We start from the raw sequence: 22,813 nt of genomic DNA, 5'->3' as shown, positions 1-22,813 counted from the left end.
CTACGCTGCACATCAGTGGGCAATTAACTGCCCGAGGTGCTGATACCCCGCCCGCACCTCCCGCCTCACTCCGAGGAGCTCGTGATGCCGCTCGTTGCCAGTACTCCCGTCGAGAAGATGACAGGGCCGTACGCACGGCGCTGGTGGGCCCTGGTGGTGCTCTGTCTGAGCCTGCTGATCGTCGTCATGGCGAACACGTCGCTGATCGTGGCGGCCCCCGACATGACCACCGACCTGGGCCTGTCCAGCAGCGACCTCCAGTGGGTCATCGACGGCTACACCGTCCCCTACGCCGCGCTGATGCTGGTGCTGGGCTCGATCGGCGACAAGTACAGCCGCCGCGGCGCGCTCGTCACCGGTCTGCTGATCTTCGCGGGCGGCTCGGTCATGGGCAGCCTGGTGGACGAGACCGCGCTGGTCATCGCCGCCCGCGCGATCATGGGGGTCGGCGCGGCCGTGGTCATGCCGGCCACGCTGTCCCTGCTGGTCGCCACCTTCCCGCGCGGTGAGCGCGCCAAGGCCATCACGGCCTGGACGGCGACTTCGGGGCTCGCCATCGCGGCCGGTCCGCTGCTCGCCGGGTATCTGCTGGAGGACCACGCCTGGGGCTCCACGTTCCTGATCAACGTCCCCATCGCGCTCGTCGCCGTCCTCGGCGCGCTCGCCCTCGTCCCGCCGTCGAAGGCCGCGGCCATGGGCCGGATCGACTACGTCGGCGGTCTGCTGTCGATCGTGTCCGTCGGTTCCCTGGTCTACGCGATCATCGAGGGCCCGCACTTCGGCTGGGGCGCAGGACCGATCACCGCGGCCGTCATCGCCGGCGTCGGCCTGGTCGCCTTCGTGGCGTGGGAGCTGCGCCACCCGCACCCGATGCTGGATGTCCGCAAGTTCCGGCAGCGCCCCTTCAGCGGCTCGATGCTCGCGGTGCTGTTCTTCTTCTTCGGCACCTTCGGCGCGATCTACTACTCGACGCAGTTCCTCCAGTTCGTCCTCGGCTACGACGCCCTGGAGACCGGCGTACGACTGCTGCCGCTGGCCGGTGCCGTGTTCCTCGGCGCGGCGGCGACCGGGCGGCTGACCCCGAAGCTCGGGGTGAAGGCGATGGTGACGGCGGGCATGGTGATCGGCACCGCGGGCGTCTTCCTGCTCACCCGGATCGAGACGGGCTCGACGTACACCGACTTCCTGGCCCCGATGATGATGCTCGGCTTCGCGATCGGCCTGAGCGTCTCGCCCGCCACGGACACGATCATGGACTCCTTCCCGGAGAGCGAGCTGGGCGTCGGCGGCGGCGCCAACGACACCGCGCTGGAACTCGGCGGCTCCCTCGGTATCGCGATCCTCGGCTCGCTGCTCGCCACGTCCTACAAGGACAGGCTGACCGACCTGGTCGGCGGACAGCTGCCGCACGACGCGCTGGAGACGGCCAAGGACTCGGTGGGCGGCGGGCTCGCGGTCGCGGAGCAGGTCGCCAGGACCCCGGGCGCCACACCCCAGCAGGCGCAGGCCGTGCTCGACGCCGTGCACGAGTCCTTCGCCCACAGCGTCGCCCACACCAGCCTCATCGGCGGGATCATCATGGCCGCCGGCACGCTGATCGTCCTCGCGGTCCTGCCGGGCCGCCGCAAGAACCGCGGGGACGGCCCTGCGCAACCGCGGGAGACGCGGACCTCCCCGGAGGAGCGCGCGGGCGTCTGAGCGGACGCCCCCGGAGGCCGGAGCCCCTCGCCCCGGCCTCCGCACCCCGATACGGGCCGTGCCTTGAGCGGCACACGGCCCCGGGCGGTGCCGGGAGGGGACACCCGGCACCGTCCCTCGTCGTAGCGGCCGGCCGCTACGACGAGGGACGCGGGTCCGCTCAGGTCTCCTCGGTGGCCGGGACCGCGGTGGGACGGGCCAGGCCCGTAGTCCACTTCTCCTCGATCCGGCCGACCTTCCACACCAGCCAGGCGACCGCCCAGGTGGCGAAGAACAGGGCCACGACGACGTAGCCGATGATGTTGAGGTCGAGGCCGGCGACCCAGTCCCAGAACGGGCCGTGGAGGTCGGCCTGTTCGGCGATCAGGCCGAGCAGTTCGACCGTGCCGATGAGGAGCGCGACGGCGACGGACAGTCCGGTGATGGTGAGGTTGTAGTAGACCTTGCGGACCGGCTTGGAGAACGCCCAGCCGTAGGCGAAGTTCATGAACGAGCCGTCGATCGTGTCCAGCAGGGACATCCCGGCCGCGAACAGGACCGGCAGACACAGGATCGCGTACCAGGGCAGCCCGGAGGCGGCGCCCGAGCCGGCCAGCACGAGCAGCGCGATCTCGGTCGCCGTGTCGAAGCCGAGGCCGAAGAGAAGGCCCAGCGGGTACATCTGCCACGGCTCGGTGATCGACTTCATCAGCCGGCCCAGCAGGCGGTTCATGAAGCCCCGGTTGTTGAGCTGCTCCTCCAGGGCGGCCTCGTCGAAGTGGCCGGTGCGCATCTGCCGGAAGACCTTCCAGATACCGGCCATGATCACCATGTTGATGATCGCGATGAGGTACAGGAAGGTCCCGGAGACGGTGGTGCCGATCCAGCCGGTGACGCTGTGCAGCGTGGAGTCGTCGTCCGCGACCGGTCCGGCCAGCGCCTTCACCCCGAGCGAGAGCAGGAAGGCGAGCGCGAAGACGATGCTGGAGTGCCCGAGGGAGAACCAGAAGCCCACCGACAGCGGCCGTTTCCCCTCGCTCATCAGCTTGCGGGTGGTGTTGTCGATCGCGGCGATGTGGTCGGCGTCGAAGGCGTGCCGCATGCCGAGGGTGTAGGCGGTGACCCCGATACCGATCCCGAAGCTCTTCTCGCCCAGGCTGTAGTGCTCCGGCGCGACGATCACCACCAGCGTGAACCAGCCGATGACATGCAACGCCAGGATGAACGTGGCCATCCCACCGAGGCTCGCCCACTCCTTCCGGGTCATCGAGGTGCGGATGCGGTGAGCGGTGGTCATGGCGGCGCGGGCCCTCACGTGTCGGCGAACGGCCGTCTTCAGCCGCGCCTCCCAGGCTTCTGCGAACCCTTTGCAGGTACAACAACACAGCGGCAAAGCCCACGTCAGGTTTCGGCCAGCGTCGGCGTCAAGTATTGGCAATGATTTTCACATGGAACGGATTCGGCCATACTTCTGACATTCATTTTCATCTAGCGTGGCATACGTCCCCTTGTTCCACCCCTCCGTGGAGGATCCATGCCCACGTCCCCGTCCCGGCACCTCGCCGCCCTGATCACCGGCGCCTCGCTGGTCGTCCTGGCAGGCTGTGGCAGTTCGTCGGGCTCCGACAGCGGCGGGAGCGCCTCGCAGACCCCGGCCGCCGCCTCCGCGATACCGGTCGTCACCTCGACGAACGTCTACGGCGACATCGTCGGACAGATAGGCGGCACGAAGGTCGATGTCACCTCGATCATCAGCGACCCGGACCAGGACCCGCACTCCTACGAGGCCAACACCCAGAACCAGCTGGCCCTGTCGAAGGCGAAGGTCGTCGTCGAGAACGGCGGCGGCTACGACGACTTCGTGGACCGGATGCTGAAGAGCGGCGGCTCCTCCGCCGAGGTCGTCAACGCCGTCAAGGTCTCCGGCAAGACCGCGCCGAAGGGCGGCGAGCTCAACGAGCACGTCTGGTACGACTTCCCCACCGTCTCCAGGATCGCCGACAGTATCGCCGCCGCCCTCGGCAAGGCCGACCCGGACGACGCGGCCACGTTCACCGAGAACGCGACGGCCTTCAAGGCGAAACTCCAGCCCCTGGAGGCGAAGGAGGCGCAGATCAAGAAGGAGCACGGTGGTGAGGCGGTCGCCATCACCGAGCCCGTGCCGCTGTACATGATCGAGGCGAGCGGGCTGAGGAACGCGACGCCCGCGGAGTTCAGCGAGGCCATCGAGGAGGGCAGCGACGTCTCCCCCAAGGTCCTCCAGGCAGCGCTGGCCCTGTTCTCCGGCAGGAAGGTCGAGGCGCTGGTCTACAACGCGCAGACCTCCGGTCCGCAGACCGAGAAGGCCGAGGCCGCGGCGAAGGCGGCCGGCATCCCCGTCGTCCCGGTGACGGAGACCCTGCCCAGCGGCAAGGACTACGTCGCCTGGATGACCTCCAACGTCGACGCGCTCGCGGGCGCGCTGGACAAGTGAGGGGCCCCGGCGTCCGCGCCGCCGCCCCGGGCCGGATCCCGGTACAGGGCGGGACCGGTGCGGTCATCAGTCTGCGCGGGGCCGCCCTGTCGTACGGCGAGCGGGTCGTGTGGCGCGACCTCGAACTCGACGTGCGGCCCGGCGAGTTCGTGGCCGTGCTCGGGCCGAACGGGGCCGGCAAGACCAGTTTCGTCCGGGCCCTGCTGGGCCGGCAGCCGCTGTCCGCCGGGACGCTGACCGTGCTGGGCCGTTCTCCGCGCGAGGCGGCACGGCAGATCGGATACGTGCCCCAGCAGGCGGAGTTGTCGGCGCAGGCCATGCTGCGCGCCCGCGACCTCGTGCGCTTCGGTATCGACGGGCACCGCTTCGGACCACGGCTGCGCACCGGGACGGTCCGCCGACGGGTCGACGAGATCCTGGAGTCGGTCGGGGCGTCGGCGTACGCGGACGTCCCGCTCGGCATGCTGTCCGGCGGGGAGCGCCAACGCGTGCGCATCGGGCAGGCGTTGGCGACCGATCCGCGGATCCTGCTGTGCGACGAACCGCTGCTCTCGCTCGACCTGCACCACCAGCGGGCCGTCACCGAACTGGTCGACGCCCGCCGCCGTTCGCAGGGCACGGCCGTGGTCTTCGTGACCCACGAGATCAATCCGGTGCTCGGCCTGGTGGACCGGGTGCTGTACCTGGCCCGGGCCGGTCACCGCGTCGGCGCGCCGAAGGAGGTGCTGACCTCCGCGTCCCTGTCGGAGCTGTACGGCACACGGGTCGACGTCGTCCGCGTGCGGGGACGGGTCGTGGTCGTCGGCGCCCCCGAGGAGACGGCCGCACCGCCCCACCACGCCCCCGCCGTCGAGGAGGTGCGCTCATGACGTCTGCCGACGGGGTCTGGCAGCAGATCTTCAGCTTCGAGAACTACGGCGAACTCCTCGCGCTGGTCCGCAACTCGCTCGTCGCCGGGGCCGCCCTCGGCCTGGTCGGCGGTCTCGCCGGGGTCTTCGTGATGATGCGTGATCTGCCGTTCGCGGTGCACGGCATCAGCGAGCTGTCCTTCGCGGGGGCGTCGGCGGCGCTGCTGCTGGACGCGAACATCGTGGTGGGCTCGATCGTCGGTTCGCTGCTCGCGGCCGGCACGATCGGGGTCCTGGGGGCGCGGGCGCGGGACCGCAACTCGGTGATCGGCATCATCATGCCGTTCGGGCTCGGGCTGGGGGTGCTCTTCCTCGCTCTCTACAAGGGGCGGGCGGCCAACAAGTTCGGCCTGCTGACCGGGCAGATCGTCGCGGTCGACACCCCGCAGATGGCGTGGCTGCTGGGCACCTCGGCGCTGGTCGTGGTCGCGCTCGCGGTCATGTGGCGGCCGTTGTCCTTCGCCAGCGCCGACCCGGACGTCGCCGAGGCACGGGGCGTGCCGGTGCGCGCGCTGTCGTTCGCCTTCATGCTCGTGCTGGGGCTCGCGGTGGCCCTGTCGGTGCAGGTCGTCGGCGCGCTGCTGGTCCTGAGCCTCGTCGTGACACCGGCCGCGGCCGCCGCCCGTGTCACCGCGTCGCCGGTGCTGCTCCCCGCGCTCAGCGTGCTCTTCGCGGTCCTCTCGATCGAGGGCGGCATCCTGCTCGCGCTCGGCAGCTCCGTCCCGATCAGCCCCTATGTCACCACCGTGTCGTTCACGATCTACGTCGTCTGCCGCGTGGCGGGCAGGCGGCGCGTACGCCGGTGGGGGGCGCGCGGGACGGCCATGGCGTCCTAGGCGTCGGAGCACGCTCGTGTCAGGGGCGGTCCCTCCGGACCGCCCCTTCGGGCTGCGCTCAGGAGCGGCCTGTCGTGCCGGTCGCCAGCAGGCCGTTGACCACGAGCGTCGCCAGTGATTCCGCCGTGGCGGTGAGCTGTTCCGGGGAGTAGGCGGCCTCGGGCCGCCCGAGGCGTCGCGCGAGGGGGACCTCCACCATGCCCGAGATGGGCGGGACGATGGCGAAGAACAGGACGTGCATCGGGATGGGCGCCATCCGTCCGGAGGCGACGAGCCGGTCGATGGCGGGCGTGAGGGCCTGGAGGGTCGGGGCGATGTAGTTCTCGTACAGGTGGTCCAGCCGCTCGCTGTCCTGCGTGAACTCGTTGACGAAGACCCGTCCCATGAGCGGCGCGTCCGCCGCCGACCGGTAGAAGGCGGTGATGACCCGCCGCAGCCACTCGGCGTCGTCGGCCGAGGGATCCACGTCCAGGACACCGGCCAGCTGTGCCCCCAGCGCGTGGTCCACCACGGCACGCCAGAAGGCCGCCTTGGACCCGTACCGGTCGTTGATGAAATTGTGGCTGACGCCCAGCCGGCGGGCCAGCTCGCGGGCCGAGGCATGGTCGTAGCCCAGCTCCGCGAAGGCCTCCAGGCCGCGCGTCAGGATGCTCTCCTCCTCGGGCACGGCGGGGCTGCCCGCACCAGGGCGCCCCGGCCGTCGAGCGGATTCGGCTCTTGCTCCCACCACTGCCTCCATTGCCGCTTGCTCGTCCCCGCGTGCGCCGCCCGCGTGTCCTGCCGGGTGCATCCTCGCACCCCGCCCGAGGGGCGCCCGCTGCACGTATCGGCCCACGTGTCCGGCCGAGGGGCTCGACAACAGCTTACTTGACACCTGTCAGATTGAAGCTAATCTGACAGGTGTCAGACGCTGTCCTCCCGGAAGTGAGAGCCACTCCGACGACGCAGCCGTCCAGCGCCGCCTCTTCTTCCCCTGCCGTACTTCTGGAGTCCCGTCATGCCTCAGACACCCACCGACACCCCGGCCGACGCGAAAGTCACCTCCCTTCCACCGGGTCAGGTCTCGGCCCGCCACCGCTGGTGGATCCTCGCCGTCATCGGCGTGGCCCAGCTGATGGTGGTGCTGGACGCGACCATCGTGAACATCGCCCTGCCCTCGGCCCAGAAGGACCTGGGCTTCTCCGACGGCGACCGGCAATGGGTGGTCACCGCCTACGCGCTCGCCTTCGGCAGCCTGCTGCTGCTCGGCGGCCGGATCGCCGACCTCTTCGGCCGCAAGGTGACCTTCCTCGTCGGACTGGTCGGCTTCGCCGGGGCCTCCGCGCTCGGCGGCGCCGCGGGCAGCTTCGAGATGCTCGTCGCCGCCCGTGCCGCCCAGGGCCTGTTCGGCGCCCTGCTGGCACCGGCCGCCCTGTCCTTGCTGACCGTGACGTTCACCGACGCCAAGGAACGCGCCAAGGCCTTCGGCGTCTACGGCGCCATCGCCGGCGCCGGCGGGGCCATCGGCCTTCTGCTCGGCGGTGTCCTGACCGAGTACCTCGACTGGCGCTGGACCCTCTACGTCAACCTGGCCTTCGCCGTGGTCGCCTTCGTCGGCGGCGCCCTCCTGCTCCAGCGCACGACCCGGGACAAGTCCGCCACCATCGACATCCCCGGCGCCGTCCTGGTGGGAAGCGGACTGTTCTGCGTCGTCTACGGCTTCTCCAACGCCGAGAGCCACGACTGGAGCTCCGTGCAGACCTGGGGCTTCCTGGTGGCCGGCACCGTCCTGCTCGCCGCGTTCACCTGGTGGCAGACCCGTGCCGCGCACCCCCTGCTGCCGCTGCGCGTCCTGCTCGACCGCAACCGCGGCGCCTCGTTCGTCTCCGTGCTGCTCATCGGCGCCGGCATGTTCGGTGTCTTCCTCTTCCTCACCTACTACCTCCAGCAGAGCCTCGGCTACACGCCGATCAAGACGGGCCTGGCCTTCCTGCCCATGGTCGCCGGACTCATGGTCGCCTCCACCCTCGCCACCACCGTGCTCGTCCCGCGCTTCGGCCCCAAGCCGATCGTCCCGCTGGGCATGGGCATCTCGGCCGCCGGCATGGTCTGGCTCACCGGCCTCGACCTCGACAGCTCCTACGCCGCCCACATCATGCCGCCGCTGATCGTCGCCGGTCTCGGCTTCGGCCTCGTCATGGCCCCCGCGATGAGCCTCGCCACCAGCGGCGTCGCGGCGGAGGACTCCGGTGTCGCCTCGGCGGCCGTCAACACCATGCAGCAGGTCGGCGGCTCCCTCGGCACGGCACTCCTCAACACCCTCTTCTCCAGCGCCGTCACCGACTACATCGCCGGCAAGAACCCCAAGGACCCCATGGTCATGGCCCAGGCAGGCCTGGAGGGCTACTCCACCGCCTACTGGTGGTCCGCCGCCTTCTTCGCCGTCGGCCTGGTCGTCAGCGCCCTCCTCTACCGCCGAGGCGTCCCCACCACCGACCCCGACGCCGCCCCCGCCGTCCACATGTGAGCCCCGACCGACGGCCCCACGCGCCGCTCCCGGAGAGCAGGGACACTCTCCGGGAGCGGCGCACGCGTGTGTGCCGGTCGGTTGCGCCATCGGGCGGGAACCGTGGCCGCGACGCCGAGACACCTGACGACCTGCGCGGGCATCCGGCACGGCGACCGCGCCACGGGGACCGAACCGCGGATACGACGCAACACCCGCCTCCGCACCGGGCATCGGCCCACACATGCGCGTCCGTACCGGTCGACGCACCCGTTCCCGAGAACACCGGGCACCAGCGAGACCACCGCGAGGCCGAGCACACCTACCCCGGCGCCTTCCGAAGCACAAGCCAGAAGCCGAGCCCGGGCGCCCTCACCAACAGACCCCCACAGCACCGACTACCGCGCCCAGGCGTTCAGGACCGTGGTGTGACCAGGCCCGCGTCGTACGCCACGATCACCGCCTGGATGCGGTCGCGGGCGCCGACCTTGGCGAGTACCCGGCTGACGTGCTTCTTCACCGTGGACTCGGTGAGCATCAGCCGCTCGGCGATCTCCGCGTTGGTCCAGCCCCGGCCGATGGCGACCAGCACCTCGTGTTCGCGCCCGCTGAGCGAGGCGACGCGCGGGTCCGGGGCCGCGGTGGGCGGCGGGGCCACCTGGTGGACGTAGGTGTCCAGCAGACGTCTGGTCAGGCTGGGGGCGACGACCGCGTCGCCCGTCGCGACGGCCTGGATGCCGGCGACGAGTTCCTCGGGGCGGGCGTCCTTGAGCAGGAAACCGCTGGCTCCGGCGCGCAGGCCCGCGTAGGCGTACTCGTCGAGGTCGAACGTGGTGACGATGAGGACGCGGGTGCGGCCGCCGGCGGCGACGATACGGCGAGTGGCCTCGATGCCGTCCATGCCGGGCATGCGGACGTCCATCAGGACGACGTCGGGGCGGAGTTCCGCGGCCATCCGCACGGCCTCGGCGCCGTGTTCGGCCTCGCCGAGGGGGGTCATGCCGGGGGTACCGGTCAGCAGCATGCGGAAGCCGAGGCGCTGGAGGGGCTGGTCGTCGGCGATGAGGACGGTGGTCATGGGGCACGCTCCCCGGGTTCGGGCCCGGCCGGGGCGTCGAGCAGGACGTCCACGACCCAGCCACCGGTGCCGTCGCGCGGCCCGATGGTGACGGTCCCGCCGTACATCGCGGCCCGCTGCCGGATACCGACGACCCCGTGTCCGGGCTCGGTCGCCGGCGGCGGGCCCTCGCCGCGCCCGGGTCCGCTGTCGGTCACCCGGACCTGGACTCCCCCGTTCTCCACGGCGACGGTCACCTCCGCCACGGCTCCCGCGCCGGCGTGCTTGAGCGTGTTGGTGAGGGCTTCCTGGACGATGCGGAACACGGTCAGCTGGACGCCGTCGCCGAGCGCGGCCGGATCACCGCCGGTCCGGTACGTCACCTTCAGTCCGGCCGCGCGGACGCGGGTGAGCAGCGCGTCCAGGTCGCCGATGCCGGGCAGCGGGCTGAGCGAGGCGTCCTCCGGCCGTTCCCGCAGGACGCCGAGGGTGCGCCGGAGCTCGCCCATGGCCTGCCGTCCGGTGTCGCCGATGAGGCGCAGCGCTTCGACGGGTTCCGGGCCACCGTGCGCAGCGAGGGTGGCGGCGCCGTCGGCGAGGCCGACCATGACGGAGAGGTTGTGGCCGACGATGTCGTGCATCTCGCGGGCGACGCGCGAGCGTTCGGTGGCGGCCATGAGCCGCTCGCGCTGCTCCCGCTCGATCTCCAGCCGGTCGGCCCGGTCCTCCAGGGCCGCCATGTACAGCCGGCGGGTGCGGAAGGTCAGGCCCAGGGCCACCGCGGCCGTCGTGGTGCCCAGCAGGAAGAACAGGCCGATCAGCGGGCGGTCCACGGGCACCAGGACACAGACGGCCAGGGTCGTCTCCAGGACGATCAGTCCGGCCGCCCAGGCGAGCGTGCGCAGCGATCCGCGCAACGCCAGGCTGTAGAGGGCGACCAGCAGACTCACGCCGGCCTGTTGCCAGATCCCCAGCGACCACTGGACCAGCGAGATCAGCGAGATCGCGAAGAAGGCGACGGCGGGCGCCCTGCGCCGCCACCACAGCGGCAGGACCAGGGCGATCGCGCCGACGGCCATCACCCAGGTCGGGACGTCGGACCCCTGCCGGGCCCCGCCGAACGGGCCCTCGTCGCCGCCGGTGAACACGTCGGGCAGGCTGACGGCGGCCACGGCCAGGACCACGACCGTGTCGAACAGCCAGGGATGACGTCGGTCCAGGCCCTGCTGGCGCCGCTGTCCGCGCAGCAGCCGGCCCAGGACCGGGTGCGCCCACGCGGCGTCGAGCCCGGAGGACGGTGACACCACCGTCTCCGGGCTCCGGTCCGCCAGCCGGGCTCTCATGCGTCCCATTGTCGGGTCTGCGCCGGTCAGGCGTCGGTCCGGGCCAGCCGGTACGCGGCGCCGGCGAGCGTCAGCGCCACCCACCCGACGAAGACCGCGAGGCCCGCGCCGGGGCTGAGGGAGTCCGCGGACTCGTGCAGGGCGTAGACGGCACCGCCTGCGTTGCCCGGCAGGTAGGGCGTGATGGTGTCCTCCCAGGAGTCGGGCAGCAGGGTGGCCAGGCCGCCCAGGATGAGCAGGACGCCGACCAGGATGGCGATGCCTCCGGCGGTGGACCGCACCAGTGCGCCCAGGGCCACGCCCCACACGGCCACCAGGCCGAGGTAGAGGCCGGCGCCCACGAGGCTGCGGAGCACCCCGTCGTCGCCGAGGGACAGCGCGATCTTCTCGCCGTCCAGGCCCAGGCCGCCCAGCGTGAAGGCGGCCAGCGCGGCGACGGTCGTGACGACGAGGGCGACGGATCCGAAGACGGCGCTCTTCGACCACAGCACCGGCAGTCGCCTGGGTACGGCGGCCAGGGTGGAGCGGATCATGCCGGTGCTGTACTCGCCCGCGGAGACCAGCACGCCGAGCACGCCGATCGCCAGCGAGGCGAAGGTCAGTCCGGTCAGGGCCAGGCTGACGGCGTCACTGGCCGCGCCGCCGCCCGGTCCGGGCGGACCGTCGCCCGCGACGGCGTCGGGGCTGTAGGTGGCGGAGGCGATCGCGCCGATGGCGATCAGCAGGAGCAGGGCGACGCCCAGGGTGATCCAACTGGAGCGCAGCGACCAGAACTTGGCCCACTCGGCGCGCAGGACGCGACGGCCGGTGACCTTGTAGGGAGGGCGTACGACGGTGAGGGTCGGGGCGGTCATCAGCCGGCCTTCCGGGCGGTCCCGGCCGGGGCGCTCTGGTACTCGACCTCGTCACGGGTGAGTTCCATGAACGCCTCCTCCAAGGAGACGGACTGGGGGGTGAGTTCGTACAGCGGCACTCCGTGCTGGGCGGCGATGACGCCGATCTCGCGGGAGCCGCGTCCGGAGACGACCAGTTCCTCCGTGGCGCTGGAGGAGATGACGACGTCCGGCCCGGCCAGCAGTGCGCGCAGTTTGACCGGCTCGGTGGTGGCGACCTTCACTCCGCCGCCCCCGGCCTCCCGGGTGAAGTCGTCGACCGTGGTGTCGGCGAGCAGCCGGCCCCGGCCGATGATCACGAGGTGGTCGGCGATGAGGGCGGTCTCGCTCATCAGGTGCGAGGAGAGCATCACGGCCCGGCCCTCGTCGGCCAGGGAGCGCAGCAGGTTGCGTACCCACAACACGCCTTCCGGGTCGAGGCCGTTGACGGGTTCGTCGAGCATGACGACGGCCGGGTCGCCGAGCAGGGCGGCGGCGATGCCGAGGCGCTGGCCCATGCCGAGGGAGAAGGCCCCGACGCGTTTTCCGGCCACGCTGGTGAGTCCGGCCAGCTCGATGACCTCGTCGACCCGGCGGCGCGGGATGCCGTGGGTGTGGGCCAGGGCCATGAGGTGGCCGACGGCCGAGCGGCCCGGGTGGACCGACTTGGCCTCCAGCAGGGCGCCGATCTCCTGGAGCGGTGCGGAGTGCCGCGCGTAGTGGCGGCCGTTGACAGTGGCCGTGCCGCCGGTCGGTGCGTCCAGGCCGATGATCATGCGCATGGTCGTGGATTTTCCGGCGCCGTTGGGGCCGAGGAATCCGGTGACCTCGCCCGGTTTGACGGTGAAACTCAGTGAGTCGACGGCTGTCTTGTCCCCGTACCGCTTGGTCAGGTCGCGTACTTCGATCATCGGGCGTCGTCTTTCGCGTCGCACCGCCACGGCGGGCCCGTGACGTCTGTCCCCACTCACGCTAGGGGCGCCCTCGCACCCGTCCCTGGGCCCGCGGAGGTCACTTCGCGCGGCCACTGGTACCGCGGTACCAACGCCGGGTCAGCCTCCAGGATGACCTCACCGGGGCACACGGGATGCCCGGGCCGCACGAACCGGCCGACCTGCGCCGAATCCTTTCTTCGGTGAGCGCGGCGTACGTATGGTGATCTCGTGAAGGCACTCCTGTTGTCCGGTGGCCCAGGTACCCGTTCGCGCACCGTCACCGGTACGTCGGTCCAGCGACTCGCACCCGTCGCGGGCACCCGGGCGATCGGCCCGGAGGAGCATCCCACGTGCCCCCGGAGCGGCCTTCCGCCGGCGGGCGCGCATCTCTTCGCTCCGGCCGGCCACGGCGAGACCGCGTACTCGATCGTGCCGCGCCACTCCTTGGTGCGCGGCGTCCCGTGGGTGGAGTTCCGCCTCGTCGGCCGCGATGCCGAGGTGACTCCCGCGAGCCGGTCGCCCGCCGCCACGCCCCGGGCGATCGCGGCAAGGTCCAGATCTCGTCGTGACGGGGCCTTCCTCCCGCGCCCACCCTGGTGGGGCGACGTTTCCAGTCCTGTTCGAGAAGAGAGGTCCCTCCCGATGAGCTCCAGGATCCAGCCGACCGCCCAGGTCGACGAGACGGCCACGATCGGCGACGGGACGACGGTCTGGGACCTGGCCCAGATACGGGAGGACGCCCGGCTGGGCAGCGGCTGCATCGTGGGCCGGGGGGCGTATGTCGGCCCGGGCGTACGGATCGGCGACAACGTCAAGCTCCAGAACTACGCGCTGGTCTACGAACCCGCGGTCCTCGCCGACGGCGTGTTCGTCGGCCCCGCGGCGGTCTTCACCAACGACTACTTCCCGCGCTCGGTGGACCCGGAGGGCCGGCTGAAGCGCGGCGGCGACTGGGAGGCCGTGGCGGTCGTGGTGGCCGAGGGGGCCTCGATCGGGGCCCGTTCGGTGTGCGTGGCCCCGGTACGCATCGGCCGTTGGGCGCTCGTCGCGGCGGGCGCCGTGGTGACCCGGGACGTGCCCGACTTCGCGCTCGTGGCCGGCGTTCCGGCGCGCCGCATCGGCTGGGTCGGCCGGGCCGGCGTACGACTGACCGAACGGGAAGGCGAGTCGGGCGTGTGGGAGTGCCCCGAGACGGGCGAGCTGTACGACGAGAAGGACAGCGAACTCGTGGCCCGTGCATGACTCCCGTTTCCGTTGTTTCCCTAAAAACGCAAATCATCGAACATCTACAGGCATAACGTGTGTGCGATCTGTGCAGACCGAGCACAATAGGCGCACGAACCAGTAGTGCCCAGGGGGGGTTACAGGGTGGGGACACGTATGCCTGCTGCCAGGAGCGACGACCACTCCGGCGCCTGACGTCCGCCTTCTTCCGCCGTATGGCCATCCGTGCCAGCGGCGATCCCAGTCTGCGCAAAAAAGGACCCACAGGGGGGTTGGTGTGCCCAGAAGATGACCATCACACGTCTGGCGGCTCTCGGCCACGAGGATCCGCCGCTGCTCTCGCTCGCCCAACGGCTGCTCTCCGTAGCCGAGTTGGGGCTTCCGGAGATGCTGCTCCCGGGTGGTGAAGCCTTCTCCTTCACCATGTCCGGGAGCAAAGCCCCAGACGGTTCCTGGACCTTGGAGCGGCGCGGGACCAGCACCCGGTACGCGGCCATCACCGCGCTGGGGGTCGAGTTCCTCCCCGAGGACCGCCAGCGCGCGGTGCTCGCGGGGCGTACCGCCCAGGAGTTCACGGGTCTGCTGATCGAGTCGCTGCCCGCGGTGACCAACCTCGGTGACGCGGCGCTCATCGCCTGGGCCGCCGCCGAGACCGGACACCCCAAACTCTCCGACGCCCTCGCCCGGGTCGAGGCACTGGACGAGGAGGGCCGGCCCCAGTACACCGTCGAGGCGGCATGGGTGCTGTCCGCTCTCGCGGCCGCTCGCGACACGGTCGACGTGGAGAGACGTTTCACCGCGGCCCGCGACCGTCTGCTGAGGGCCCGCATCGGCGACAGCCCGCTGTTCCCGCACGCGACCGGACCCGGCCTGGTGCCCTGGTACCGGGCGCATGTGGCCTGCTTCGCCGACCAGACGTACCCGCTCCAGGCCCTGGCCCGCGCCCACGCCAGCGACGACCAGGGCGGCGACCCCGAGGCGCTGGCCGCGTCCGAGGCGTGCGCGCGGCGCATCTGCGAGCTCCAGGGCGACGGCGGGCAGTGGTGGTGGCACTACGACGCGCGCACCGGCGGTGTCGTGGAGGGCTACCCGGTCTACAGCGTCCACCAGCACGCGATGGCACCGACCGCCCTGTTCGACCTCACCGACGCCGGCGGCGGCGACTTCGGCCCGTCGATCCGCAAGGGCCTGCGCTGGATGTCGGACGTGCCCGAACTGGGCGCCGGACACGAGCCGTTGATCCTCGACGAGCTCGGCGCCACCTGGCGCAAGGTCTACCGGGGCGACCCGAAGAAGGCCGTACGCGCCGCCCGCGGCCTCGGCACCCGGCTCGCGCCGGGCCTGCGGCTGAAGTCCCTGGACCGGGTGTACCGCCCGCTGTCCGTGGACCGCGAATGCCGGCCGTACGAGTTCGGCTGGATGCTCTACGCCTGGCAGGGGGGCCGGATATGAGCGAGCGCCGGACCCTGTTCGGGGTGGAGCTGGACCCACTGACCATGGACCAGACCGTGGCACGCTGCCTCGACGCGGTCCGGGAGGACCGCCGGCTGGAGGTCGGGGTGGTCAACGCCGCGAAGCTGGTGAACATGCGGCGCGACCCCAGGCTCGCCGAGGCGGTGTCCGGGTGCGATCTCGTCGTCGCCGACGGACAGGCCGTGGTCTGGGCCGGCCGGGTGCTGCGCGCCCCGCTGCCGGAACGGGTGGCCGGCATCGATCTGTTCCTGCGGCTCCTCGCCGAGGCGGAGTCGGCGGGCATGTCGGTGTACTTCCTGGGTGCCAGGCAGGAGGTACTGGAGGAGATGGTGCGCCGGGTGGCCGACCGCTTCCCCGCCCTGAAGGTCGCCGGCAGCCGCAACGGCTACTTCGAGGACTCCCAGCAGGAAGACATCGCGGACGACATCGCGCACAGCGGTGCCCAGATGCTCTTCCTTGGCATGACCTCGCCGAAGAAGGAGATCTTCACCGCCGCCCACGGCGCGCGCACCGGCGCCCGGGTCGTGCACGGGGTCGGCGGCTCCTTCGACATCCTGGCCGGGATCACCAAGCGCGCCCCCGCCGCCTGGCAGCGCATGGGGCTCGAATGGCTCTACCGCGCGCTCCAGGAGCCGCGCCGCCTGGGCCGGCGCTATCTCACGACCAACGCCGCCTTCGTCCTCATGACGGCGCGCGAGTTCATCCGGCCCACCCCGCAGGCCGCTTCCGCGAACAGGAGTCACTGATGCGTGTCGTCGTGGTGGGACAGGGATACGTCGGTCTGCCGCTGGCCATCCGCGCCGCGGAGGTCGGACACGAGGTGATCGGCTACGACGTCGACGCCCGGCGGATCAAGAGCCTGGCCGCCGGTGAGTCCTTCGTCGAGGACGTCTCCTCCGAGCGGATCCGCGCGGCGCTGGACAACGGCACCTACCGCCCGAGCGAGTCGGCCCGGGACTGCGGGGGGTTCGACGTCGCGGTGGTGACCGTGCCGACCCCGCTGCACGAGGGCACTCCGGACCTGCGGTACATCAAGGAGTCGGCGGTCACCCTCGCCCGCTATCTGCGCCCCGGGGCCACCGTGGTCCTGGAGTCGACCACCTATCCCGGCACCACCCAGGAGCTGTTCGGCCCGCTCCTGGAGGACGGTTCGGGCCTGGCCGCGGGCGCCGACTTCCACCTCGGCTACAGCCCTGAGCGCATCGACCCCGGCAACGCCGTCTGGGGCTTCCAGGAGACTCCGAAGGTCGTCTCCGGCGTCGACCCCGCCTCCCTCAAGGCCGTTCGGGACTTCTACGACGAACTCGTCGACACCACCGTGCCGGTGAGCTCGCCCAAGGAGGCCGAGCTCGCCAAGCTCCTGGAGAACACCTTCCGGCATGTGAACATCGCGCTGGTCAACGAGATCGCGATGTTCGCGCACCACCTGGACATCGACGTCTGGCAGGCCATCGAGGCCGCCTCCAGCAAGCCGTTCGGCTTCATGAAGTTCACGCCCGGACCGGGTGTCGGCGGTCACTGCCTGCCGATCGACCCCTCGTACCTGTCCTGGCGGGTGCAGCGCGAGCTGGGCCAGAGCTTCCGGTTCGTGGAGCTGGCCAACGACATCAACAACCACATGCCCGAGTACGTGGCACGCCGCATCAGCGACCTGTTCAACGCCAGACGCCGTTCGGTGAACGGCTCGCGCATCCTGCTGCTCGGTCTGGCGTACAAGAAGAACACCGGTGACGCCCGGGAGTCGCCCGCCCTGCGCATCTCCCAACTGCTGCTCGACATGGGGGCGCAGGTCAGGGCGGCGGACCCGCATGTGGTCGAGAGTCTGCCGGTGGACACCCGTCTGGTGCGGGTCGAGCCCACCCCCGAGGAGCTGTCGGCCGCCGATGTGGTGGTCCTGCTCACCGACCACGACGGCTTCGACTACGAACTCGTCGCCGAACACGCCCCCTTCGTCCTGGACTGCCGCCGCCGGCTGCCGTCGGGACCCACGATCGAGGTGCTCTGAACCATGCCGCGCATCGTCTGCGTCGCCGGGGCCCGCCCCAACTACATGAAGATCAAACCGGTGATGGACGCCCTGGAACGCCGGGGCGCCGAGGTGGTCCTCGTCCACACCGGCCAGCACTACGACCCGGCCATGAACGACGTGTTCTTCGCCGACCTCGGCATCCGGCCGCCCGACCGCTTCCTCGGGGTCGGCTCCGGCAGCCACGCGGAGCAGACCGGCCGGGTGATGACCGCCTTCGAGCCGCTGCTCGCCGAGGTGGAACCGGACATCGTCGTGGTGGTCGGCGACATCAACTCCACGCTGGCCTGCGCCCTGGTCACCGCCAAGGCCGGGCCGCTGCTCGCCCATGTCGAGGCCGGTCTGCGCAGCCGCGACTGGGGCATGCCGGAGGAGGTCAACCGCGTCGCCACCGACCGTGTCAGCGACTACCTGCTGGCTCCCTCGCCGGACGCGGTCGAGAACCTGCGCGCGGAGGGGTACCGGGAGGACCAGATCCACCTCGTCGGCAACGTCATGATCGACACACTGCTGACCAACCTGGAGCGGGCCAGGGCCTCGGACATCCTCGGTCGATACGGTCTGGCCAAGGGCGAGTTCGGGCTGGTGACCCTGCACCGCCCCGCCAACGTGGACGACCCCGAGGTCCTCACCGGGCTCCTGAAGGCGCTGGGCGAGATCGCCGGCCGCTGTCCGCTGCTGCTGCCCGTGCACCCGAGGGCGGCGGAGCGGCTGGCCGAGATCGGCGTCCCCGGCGGTATCAGACTCGTACCGCCCGCCGGATACCTGGACTTCATCGCCCTCCAGGACTCCGCACGTGTCGTGCTCACCGACTCGGGCGGGGTGCAGGAGGAGACCACCGCGCTGGGCGTGCCGTGTGTGACCCTGCGCGACAACACCGAACGGCCCATCACCGTCGAGCAGGGCACCAACGCGCTGGCCGGCCGGGATCCGGCCCGCATCGTGGCCACGGTGAACCGCGTGCTGGACGAGCCTCCCGCACCGCGCCGGCCCGCGCTGTGGGACGGCCTCGCGAGCGACCGCATCGCCGAGGTGCTGCTGGCAGGAGGCACCGCGAACACCCGTCCCAGACCCACTGACCAGCCGAGACCCGGTGACCCGTCGCTCCCCATATGATCCGCCTGAAACATATGCTCGTCGAACATCTGGTCGCTAGGGGGGACCATCATGGATCTCGCTGAGATCTTCCGGGTCATGCGCAGGCGTTGGTACATCCTGCTGCCCGGGCTGCTGCTGACCGTGGGCCTGACGGTCGCTGTGACGCTGGTGGTTCCCGTCACGTACCAGTCGCAGAGCACGGTGATCCTGCTCAACTCGGAGAAGGCCACCGAGGCCTACGACGGCAACCCGTTCCTGAGCACCCAGACCTCGCTCACCGGCATGGCCGACAGCCTGGCCCGCAACCTCAACTCCGACGACTCCGTGCGCGAGCTCAAGTCCCGTGGCGCGACCGGCACGTTCGAGGCCAAGCTCGCCGACAACGCCCAGGGGCCGCTGATGTGGCTCACCGTCACGGGCACCGACCGGCGTGCCGTGCTGGCCTCCGACAAGATCCTGACCTCGTACGCGGACGAGCGGCTGGCGCAGTTCCAGGAGGACCAGTCGGTCGCCACGAAGGCCAGGATCCGGCTGACCACGATCGTGTCCCCGCAGCCGCCGGTCGCGCAGACCAAGACCCGGCTCGAATACATGATCATGGCCGGCGGCCTGGGCCTGGTGCTGAGCCTGGTCGCCGTCTTCTACGTGGAGGCGCGCCGCCGGTCGCACCCCCGGGAGGTCACGGAGTCGGCCGAAGCCCCGGAGCCGACGACCGGATCCCGCGCCCCCGCCCCCGGCCCGGTCTCCGAGGAGTCGGTCGTGGAACAGACGATGGCGCTGCGTACACCGCCCGCCTGGGCACGGTCCGCCGGGAACAGACCTGCCGCGGAGACGAAAGCGGGGCGGTCCGCCGTCGTCATGGCACCCGCCGCCGAGCCGCTCGACGAGGAGTCGACCAGTGGACAGCGTTCGCACACCGGACAGCGGGACCGCTGAACCGGGCGACACCCCGGCTCCCGCGGCTCCCGCCTCCCTCGGCAAGAAGGTCCGTTCGGCGGCCCGTTGGAGCCTGATCAACACCGTTGTCATGCGGCTGGGCAACTTCGCGACCGGCATCGTGCTGGCGCGCTTCGCCCTGGGCCCCGCGGAGTGGGGCGTGTACGGCATCGCCCAGACCGTGCTGCTGGTCCTGCTCTCCGCGAACGAACTGGGCGTGAGCCTGGCCATCGTGCGCTGGGAGGGGGACCCGCGGCGGTTCGCCCCGACCGTGCTGACCCTCAGCACCCTCTCCAGCGGCCTGCTGTACGTGGCGCTGTTCGCGGCGGCACCGACGGTGGCGGACCTGCTCGGCTCGCCGGACGCCGCCGGCGTCCTGCGGGTGATGTGCCTGTGCGTGGTGATCGGCGGGGTGGCGGCGGTGCCCGCCCAGTTCCTCACCCGTGACTTCGCCCAGGGCAAGCGGATGATCATCGACGGACTCAACTTCGTGATCAGCACCTCGCTCACCCTGATCCTGGCCTTCCAGGGCTGGGGCGCGATGAGCTTCGCCTGGGGAGCCGTGACGGGGAACTTCGTGACGCTGGTCGGCTGCTGCCTGGCCGCACCGGGCACCCTGAAGTACGGCTGGAACCCCGGGCAGGCCAGGGAACTCCTGCGGTTCGGGCTGCCGCTGGCAGGGGCGAGCCTGCTGGCCCTCGCGGTGGTCAACGTCGACACCATGGTGGTGGGCGCGACGCTGGGCAACGTGGCGCTGGGTTTCTACGTGCTCGCCTTCAACATCTCCGGCTGGCCGGTGCGGATCATCTCCGAGGCCGTCCGCCGGGTCTCCTTCGCCGGTTTCTCGCGCCTCGCCGAGACGCCCGAGGCGCTCGCCCAGGGCTTCAGCCGTGCCCTGGGCGTGGTGGTCACCGCCACCGTCCCGCTGTGCGTCCTGCTGGCCGGCCTCGCGGGACCGGCCATCGAGCTGATCTACGGCCGCCACTGGGCGCCCGCCGCCGCGGCACTGCCCTGGCTGATGGCCCTCGGTCTGATCCGTATCGGCAGCGAACTCGCCTACGACTGTCTGATCGCGATCGGACAGCGCCGCTCGCTCTTCATGGTGCAGGGCCTGTGGCTGGTGACCCTGATCCCGGTGCTCCTCGTCGGCGCCCACCTGAACGGCATCGTCGGCGCCGCCCAGGCCCATGTCCTGGTCGGCGGCGGCATCGTGGTGCCCGTGTTCCTGTACGCCCTCAGCCGTGGTGGCGTCGGTGTCGGTCTGATCGCCAGGGCCTGCGCGTGGCCCTTCCTCGGCGGGGCCGTGATGACCGCGATCATCCTCGGCCTGGAGCACCCGTTCGGCGACGGTCCGTTCGCGCTGCTCGCCCTCAGCACGCTCGCCCTGGCCGGCTACACGCTGTGCATCCTGCCCAGCCGCGACTTCCTGCGCGGCGGTGGCGGCGGCGACCGGCCCCAGCGCGGCCGCCACCGGTCCACCGCACCGGTCGGCCCACCCAACAGGACTTGAGGTGAACCCGATGTCACGGCGCATCAGCCGTACCTCGCTCACGGGACTGCTGTTCGCGGCCTTGGTGGCCGTGTTGTGCGCGGCCTGCTCGGGATCGGAGCGGACGTCCTCGTCGAAGTGCCCGGGGGACGGGCCGACCTGCCGTACGAGCGGGTCCCCGGCACCCTCGCCGAGCGCCGCGGCGTCGACCGCGGTCGGCGAGGCGACGGACCGCCCCGCCGCCTCGCCCTCCCCCTCGTCCTCCCCGACGAAGCAGCCCACCGCGACCGCGAGCGCCGGCGGCGCGTCCGGCGCCCCGGCGTCCAGGGTCGACTGCGCCTCTCCCGGCGCCTGCGGGTTCCCCGACGCCGACACCACCGGACCGAGGATCGCCCTCAAACCCAAGAAGACCGGCTACTGGGCGATCCGTACCGACGGGCTCGTCATCCGGGGCCAGGACATCACCGGCGCCCTCGACATCTACGCGAACAACGTCACCGTCATCGACAGCAGGATCACCTCGGACAGCTGGTGGGGCATCAACCTGCGTCCCGGGTTCAGCGGCCTGAAGGTCCTGCACACGGAGATCACGGCCGTCCCCGGCAAGGGGCCGGACAACGGCGGCGTCGACTACGCGGTGTCGAACATGGGCGGCAGCTCCATCGAGGTCGGCTGGTGCGACGTCTCGGTGTTCGGCGACGCCCTCTCCATGGGGCAGGGCAATCTGCACGACAACTACGTGCACGACATCGAGCCGTTCATCAACCTCGGCGGCGAGTGGCAGCACACCAACGCGGTGATCAGCGGCGGCGGCAACACCGGCCATCTGATCATCCGCCACAACACCCTGCTCAACGCGACCAGTCTCAAACAGGGCGCCTCGGGGAGCATCGGCCTGTTCGCGGACACCGGGGTGGTCCGCAACGTCACCGTGGACGACAACTGGATCGCCGGCGGCGCGTACGCCCTGTACGGCGGCTCCACGGGCGCCACCGGGATCAAGGTCACCGACAACATCTTCTCCACCGAGTACCACCCCGCCTCCGGTGGATACGGAGTGGTCGCGCACTGGAACCACGGCGGCACCGGGAACGTGTGGCGCAACAACCGGCTGTCCGACGGCCGTCCGGTCCAGCCGGAGCCTGCCTCGTGAACGGCGTCGCGCGCCGTCTCGCGCGGGCGCCCTGGACGCTGCTGAAGGCGGTGTTCGGCTGGCTGGTGCTCTTCGAGGCCAGGAACAAGGTCCTGCTGGCCCCCTCCGCGGTGCGGCTGCGCCGGATCGAGGACGCCGAGATCCGACGGCTGGCCGCCGCCCTGTCCGCACCGCCCGCGGCGCTGGTCGCCACGGTCATCGCCACCCACCGACGCCCCGAGGCGCTGCGTGCCGCGGTGCGCTCGGCCCTGGACCAGACCGTGCGCGACCAGGTCGTGATCGTGGTCGACGACGGCGCCGGACTGCCCGAACTCCCCACCGACCCACGGCTGTTCGCCGTCTCACTGGCCCACAACACCGCGGTGGCGGGCGTCGTGCGCAACGTGGGCATCCGTCTCACCCGCTCGCGGTACGTGGCGTTCCTGGACGACGACAACCTGTGGGAACCCGACCATCTGGAACGGGCGCTGGCGGTCCTGGACTCCCCCGGCGGACCCGACGGCGTCTACACGGCACTGCGCCGCGTCCGGCCCGACGGCACCGAGAACGACATCCTGTCGGTGCCCTACGACCGCCGCCGCGCCGCCCGCGAGGCCTTCCTGGACACCAACGCCTTCGTCGCCCGCCGCAATCGCTCCCTGCGCTTCAGCCGGCTGCGCCGCACACCTCAGGTGCTGCCCCGCGAGGACTGGGAGCTGATCCGCCGCTACGGCCGCCGGTACCGGGTGCGCCATGTGCCGCACCCGACCGTCCGGTACCTGATGAACCCGGCCAGCTTCTACACGCAATGGCGTCAGCCCAGCTGACGCTGCCACAGTCCGCTCCGAC

General features: G+C 71.2%; 20 protein-coding genes. 14 read left to right on the top strand and 6 right to left on the bottom strand.

Annotated features, from left to right (window positions below; all coding sequences use genetic code 11):
- Positions 1 to 84 precede the first annotated feature (84 nt).
- Positions 85 to 1,698, top strand: coding sequence for an MFS transporter (locus HLK59_RS00335; RefSeq protein ID WP_171139078.1), 1,614 nt, complete (start codon positions 85 to 87; stop codon positions 1,696 to 1,698).
- Between the two features lie 160 nt (positions 1,699 to 1,858).
- Here HLK59_RS00335 and HLK59_RS00330 read toward each other — a convergent pair whose 3' ends face one another.
- Positions 1,859 to 2,974 (bottom strand): HoxN/HupN/NixA family nickel/cobalt transporter, encoded by a 1,116-nt coding sequence (locus HLK59_RS00330; RefSeq protein WP_240982102.1) that lies wholly within the window; start codon positions 2,972 to 2,974, stop codon positions 1,859 to 1,861.
- Positions 2,975 to 3,211: 237 nt separating this feature from the next.
- Here HLK59_RS00330 and HLK59_RS00325 point away from each other — a divergent pair, with 237 nt between their 5' ends.
- From HLK59_RS00325 to HLK59_RS00315, 3 genes are read left to right on the top strand one after another with little or no spacing between them, the layout of a single operon-like run.
- Positions 3,212 to 4,150, top strand: a complete 939-nt coding sequence (locus tag HLK59_RS00325; RefSeq protein ID WP_171139077.1) for a zinc ABC transporter substrate-binding protein — start codon at positions 3,212 to 3,214, stop codon at positions 4,148 to 4,150.
- Between the two features lie 35 nt (positions 4,151 to 4,185).
- Positions 4,186 to 5,019 (top strand): ATP-binding cassette domain-containing protein, encoded by an 834-nt coding sequence (locus HLK59_RS00320; protein WP_171139220.1) that lies wholly within the window; start codon positions 4,186 to 4,188, stop codon positions 5,017 to 5,019.
- The gene (locus HLK59_RS00315) at positions 5,016 to 5,894 is read left to right on the top strand and encodes a metal ABC transporter permease (protein WP_171139076.1); all 879 of its coding nucleotides are present in this window, start codon (positions 5,016 to 5,018) and stop codon (positions 5,892 to 5,894) included. Before HLK59_RS00320 ends, HLK59_RS00315 begins: the two co-directional genes overlap by 4 nt.
- A 58-nt stretch (positions 5,895 to 5,952) precedes the next feature.
- Here HLK59_RS00315 and HLK59_RS00310 read toward each other — a convergent pair whose 3' ends face one another.
- Positions 5,953 to 6,561, bottom strand: coding sequence for a TetR/AcrR family transcriptional regulator (locus HLK59_RS00310; RefSeq protein ID WP_346779612.1), 609 nt, complete (start codon positions 6,559 to 6,561; stop codon positions 5,953 to 5,955).
- A 330-nt stretch (positions 6,562 to 6,891) separates the two neighbouring features.
- Between HLK59_RS00310 and HLK59_RS00305 the strand changes: the two genes are divergently transcribed.
- Complete coding sequence (locus tag HLK59_RS00305) at positions 6,892 to 8,400, top strand: MFS transporter (protein WP_171139074.1); 1,509 nt, start codon at positions 6,892 to 6,894, stop codon at positions 8,398 to 8,400.
- 394 nt (positions 8,401 to 8,794) lie between these two features.
- Here HLK59_RS00305 and HLK59_RS00300 read toward each other — a convergent pair whose 3' ends face one another.
- Genes HLK59_RS00300 through HLK59_RS00285 form a run of 4 tightly spaced genes read right to left on the bottom strand, consistent with a single transcriptional unit; the run spans position 8,795 to position 12,562 of the window.
- Positions 8,795 to 9,457, bottom strand: coding sequence for a response regulator transcription factor (locus HLK59_RS00300; RefSeq protein ID WP_171139073.1), 663 nt, complete (start codon positions 9,455 to 9,457; stop codon positions 8,795 to 8,797).
- The gene (locus HLK59_RS00295) at positions 9,454 to 10,779 is read right to left on the bottom strand and encodes a histidine kinase (protein ID WP_240982101.1); all 1,326 of its coding nucleotides are present in this window, start codon (positions 10,777 to 10,779) and stop codon (positions 9,454 to 9,456) included. Before HLK59_RS00295 ends, HLK59_RS00300 begins: the two co-directional genes overlap by 4 nt.
- A gap of 26 nt (positions 10,780 to 10,805) precedes the next feature.
- Positions 10,806 to 11,633 (bottom strand): ABC transporter permease, encoded by an 828-nt coding sequence (locus HLK59_RS00290; protein ID WP_171139071.1) that lies wholly within the window; start codon positions 11,631 to 11,633, stop codon positions 10,806 to 10,808.
- Entirely contained in the window at positions 11,633 to 12,562 is a 930-nt protein-coding gene (locus tag HLK59_RS00285; RefSeq protein ID WP_171139070.1) for an ABC transporter ATP-binding protein, read from the bottom strand. Before HLK59_RS00285 ends, HLK59_RS00290 begins: the two co-directional genes overlap by 1 nt.
- 666 nt (positions 12,563 to 13,228) lie before the next feature.
- On the opposite strand from HLK59_RS00285, the gene HLK59_RS00280 reads away from it, so the two are divergent.
- The 9 genes from HLK59_RS00280 (at position 13,229) to HLK59_RS00240 (ending at position 22,791) form a co-directional block, all read left to right on the top strand.
- Positions 13,229 to 13,828, top strand: coding sequence for an acyltransferase (locus tag HLK59_RS00280; RefSeq protein ID WP_171139069.1), 600 nt, complete (start codon positions 13,229 to 13,231; stop codon positions 13,826 to 13,828).
- A gap of 270 nt (positions 13,829 to 14,098) precedes the next feature.
- Positions 14,099 to 15,262 carry a hypothetical protein gene (locus tag HLK59_RS00275; RefSeq protein ID WP_171139068.1) on the top strand — a complete coding sequence of 388 codons (1,164 nt, stop codon included), beginning with the start codon at positions 14,099 to 14,101 and terminating at the stop codon, positions 15,260 to 15,262.
- Positions 15,259 to 16,029 carry a WecB/TagA/CpsF family glycosyltransferase gene (locus tag HLK59_RS00270; protein ID WP_171139067.1) on the top strand — a complete coding sequence of 257 codons (771 nt, stop codon included), beginning with the start codon at positions 15,259 to 15,261 and terminating at the stop codon, positions 16,027 to 16,029. The genes HLK59_RS00275 and HLK59_RS00270 overlap by 4 nt, the downstream gene beginning before the upstream one ends.
- The gene (locus tag HLK59_RS00265; protein ID WP_171139066.1) at positions 16,029 to 17,288 is read left to right on the top strand and encodes a nucleotide sugar dehydrogenase; all 1,260 of its coding nucleotides are present in this window, start codon (positions 16,029 to 16,031) and stop codon (positions 17,286 to 17,288) included. The genes HLK59_RS00270 and HLK59_RS00265 overlap by 1 nt, the downstream gene beginning before the upstream one ends.
- Before the next feature lie 3 nt (positions 17,289 to 17,291).
- Positions 17,292 to 18,425, top strand: a complete 1,134-nt coding sequence (gene wecB / locus HLK59_RS00260) for a UDP-N-acetylglucosamine 2-epimerase (non-hydrolyzing) (protein ID WP_171139065.1) — start codon at positions 17,292 to 17,294, stop codon at positions 18,423 to 18,425.
- A 51-nt stretch (positions 18,426 to 18,476) separates the two neighbouring features.
- The gene (locus HLK59_RS00255; protein WP_171139064.1) at positions 18,477 to 19,343 is read left to right on the top strand and encodes a Wzz/FepE/Etk N-terminal domain-containing protein; all 867 of its coding nucleotides are present in this window, start codon (positions 18,477 to 18,479) and stop codon (positions 19,341 to 19,343) included.
- On the top strand, positions 19,306 to 20,853 hold the full coding sequence (locus tag HLK59_RS00250; RefSeq protein ID WP_171139063.1) for an oligosaccharide flippase family protein: 1,548 nt from the start codon (positions 19,306 to 19,308) through the stop codon (positions 20,851 to 20,853). Before HLK59_RS00255 ends, HLK59_RS00250 begins: the two co-directional genes overlap by 38 nt.
- Before the next feature lie 10 nt (positions 20,854 to 20,863).
- Complete coding sequence (locus tag HLK59_RS00245; protein WP_206326594.1) at positions 20,864 to 21,985, top strand: hypothetical protein; 1,122 nt, start codon at positions 20,864 to 20,866, stop codon at positions 21,983 to 21,985.
- Entirely contained in the window at positions 21,982 to 22,791 is an 810-nt protein-coding gene (locus HLK59_RS00240) for a glycosyltransferase family 2 protein (protein WP_171139061.1), read from the top strand. The genes HLK59_RS00245 and HLK59_RS00240 overlap by 4 nt, the downstream gene beginning before the upstream one ends.
- The last annotated feature ends 22 nt before the right edge of the window (positions 22,792 to 22,813 follow it).

It is taken from the genome of Streptomyces sp. S3(2020) (assembly GCF_013044505.1).
GTDB lineage: Bacteria > Actinomycetota > Actinomycetes > Streptomycetales > Streptomycetaceae > Streptomyces.
This window is presented reverse-complemented; position numbering and strand designations above follow the sequence as displayed.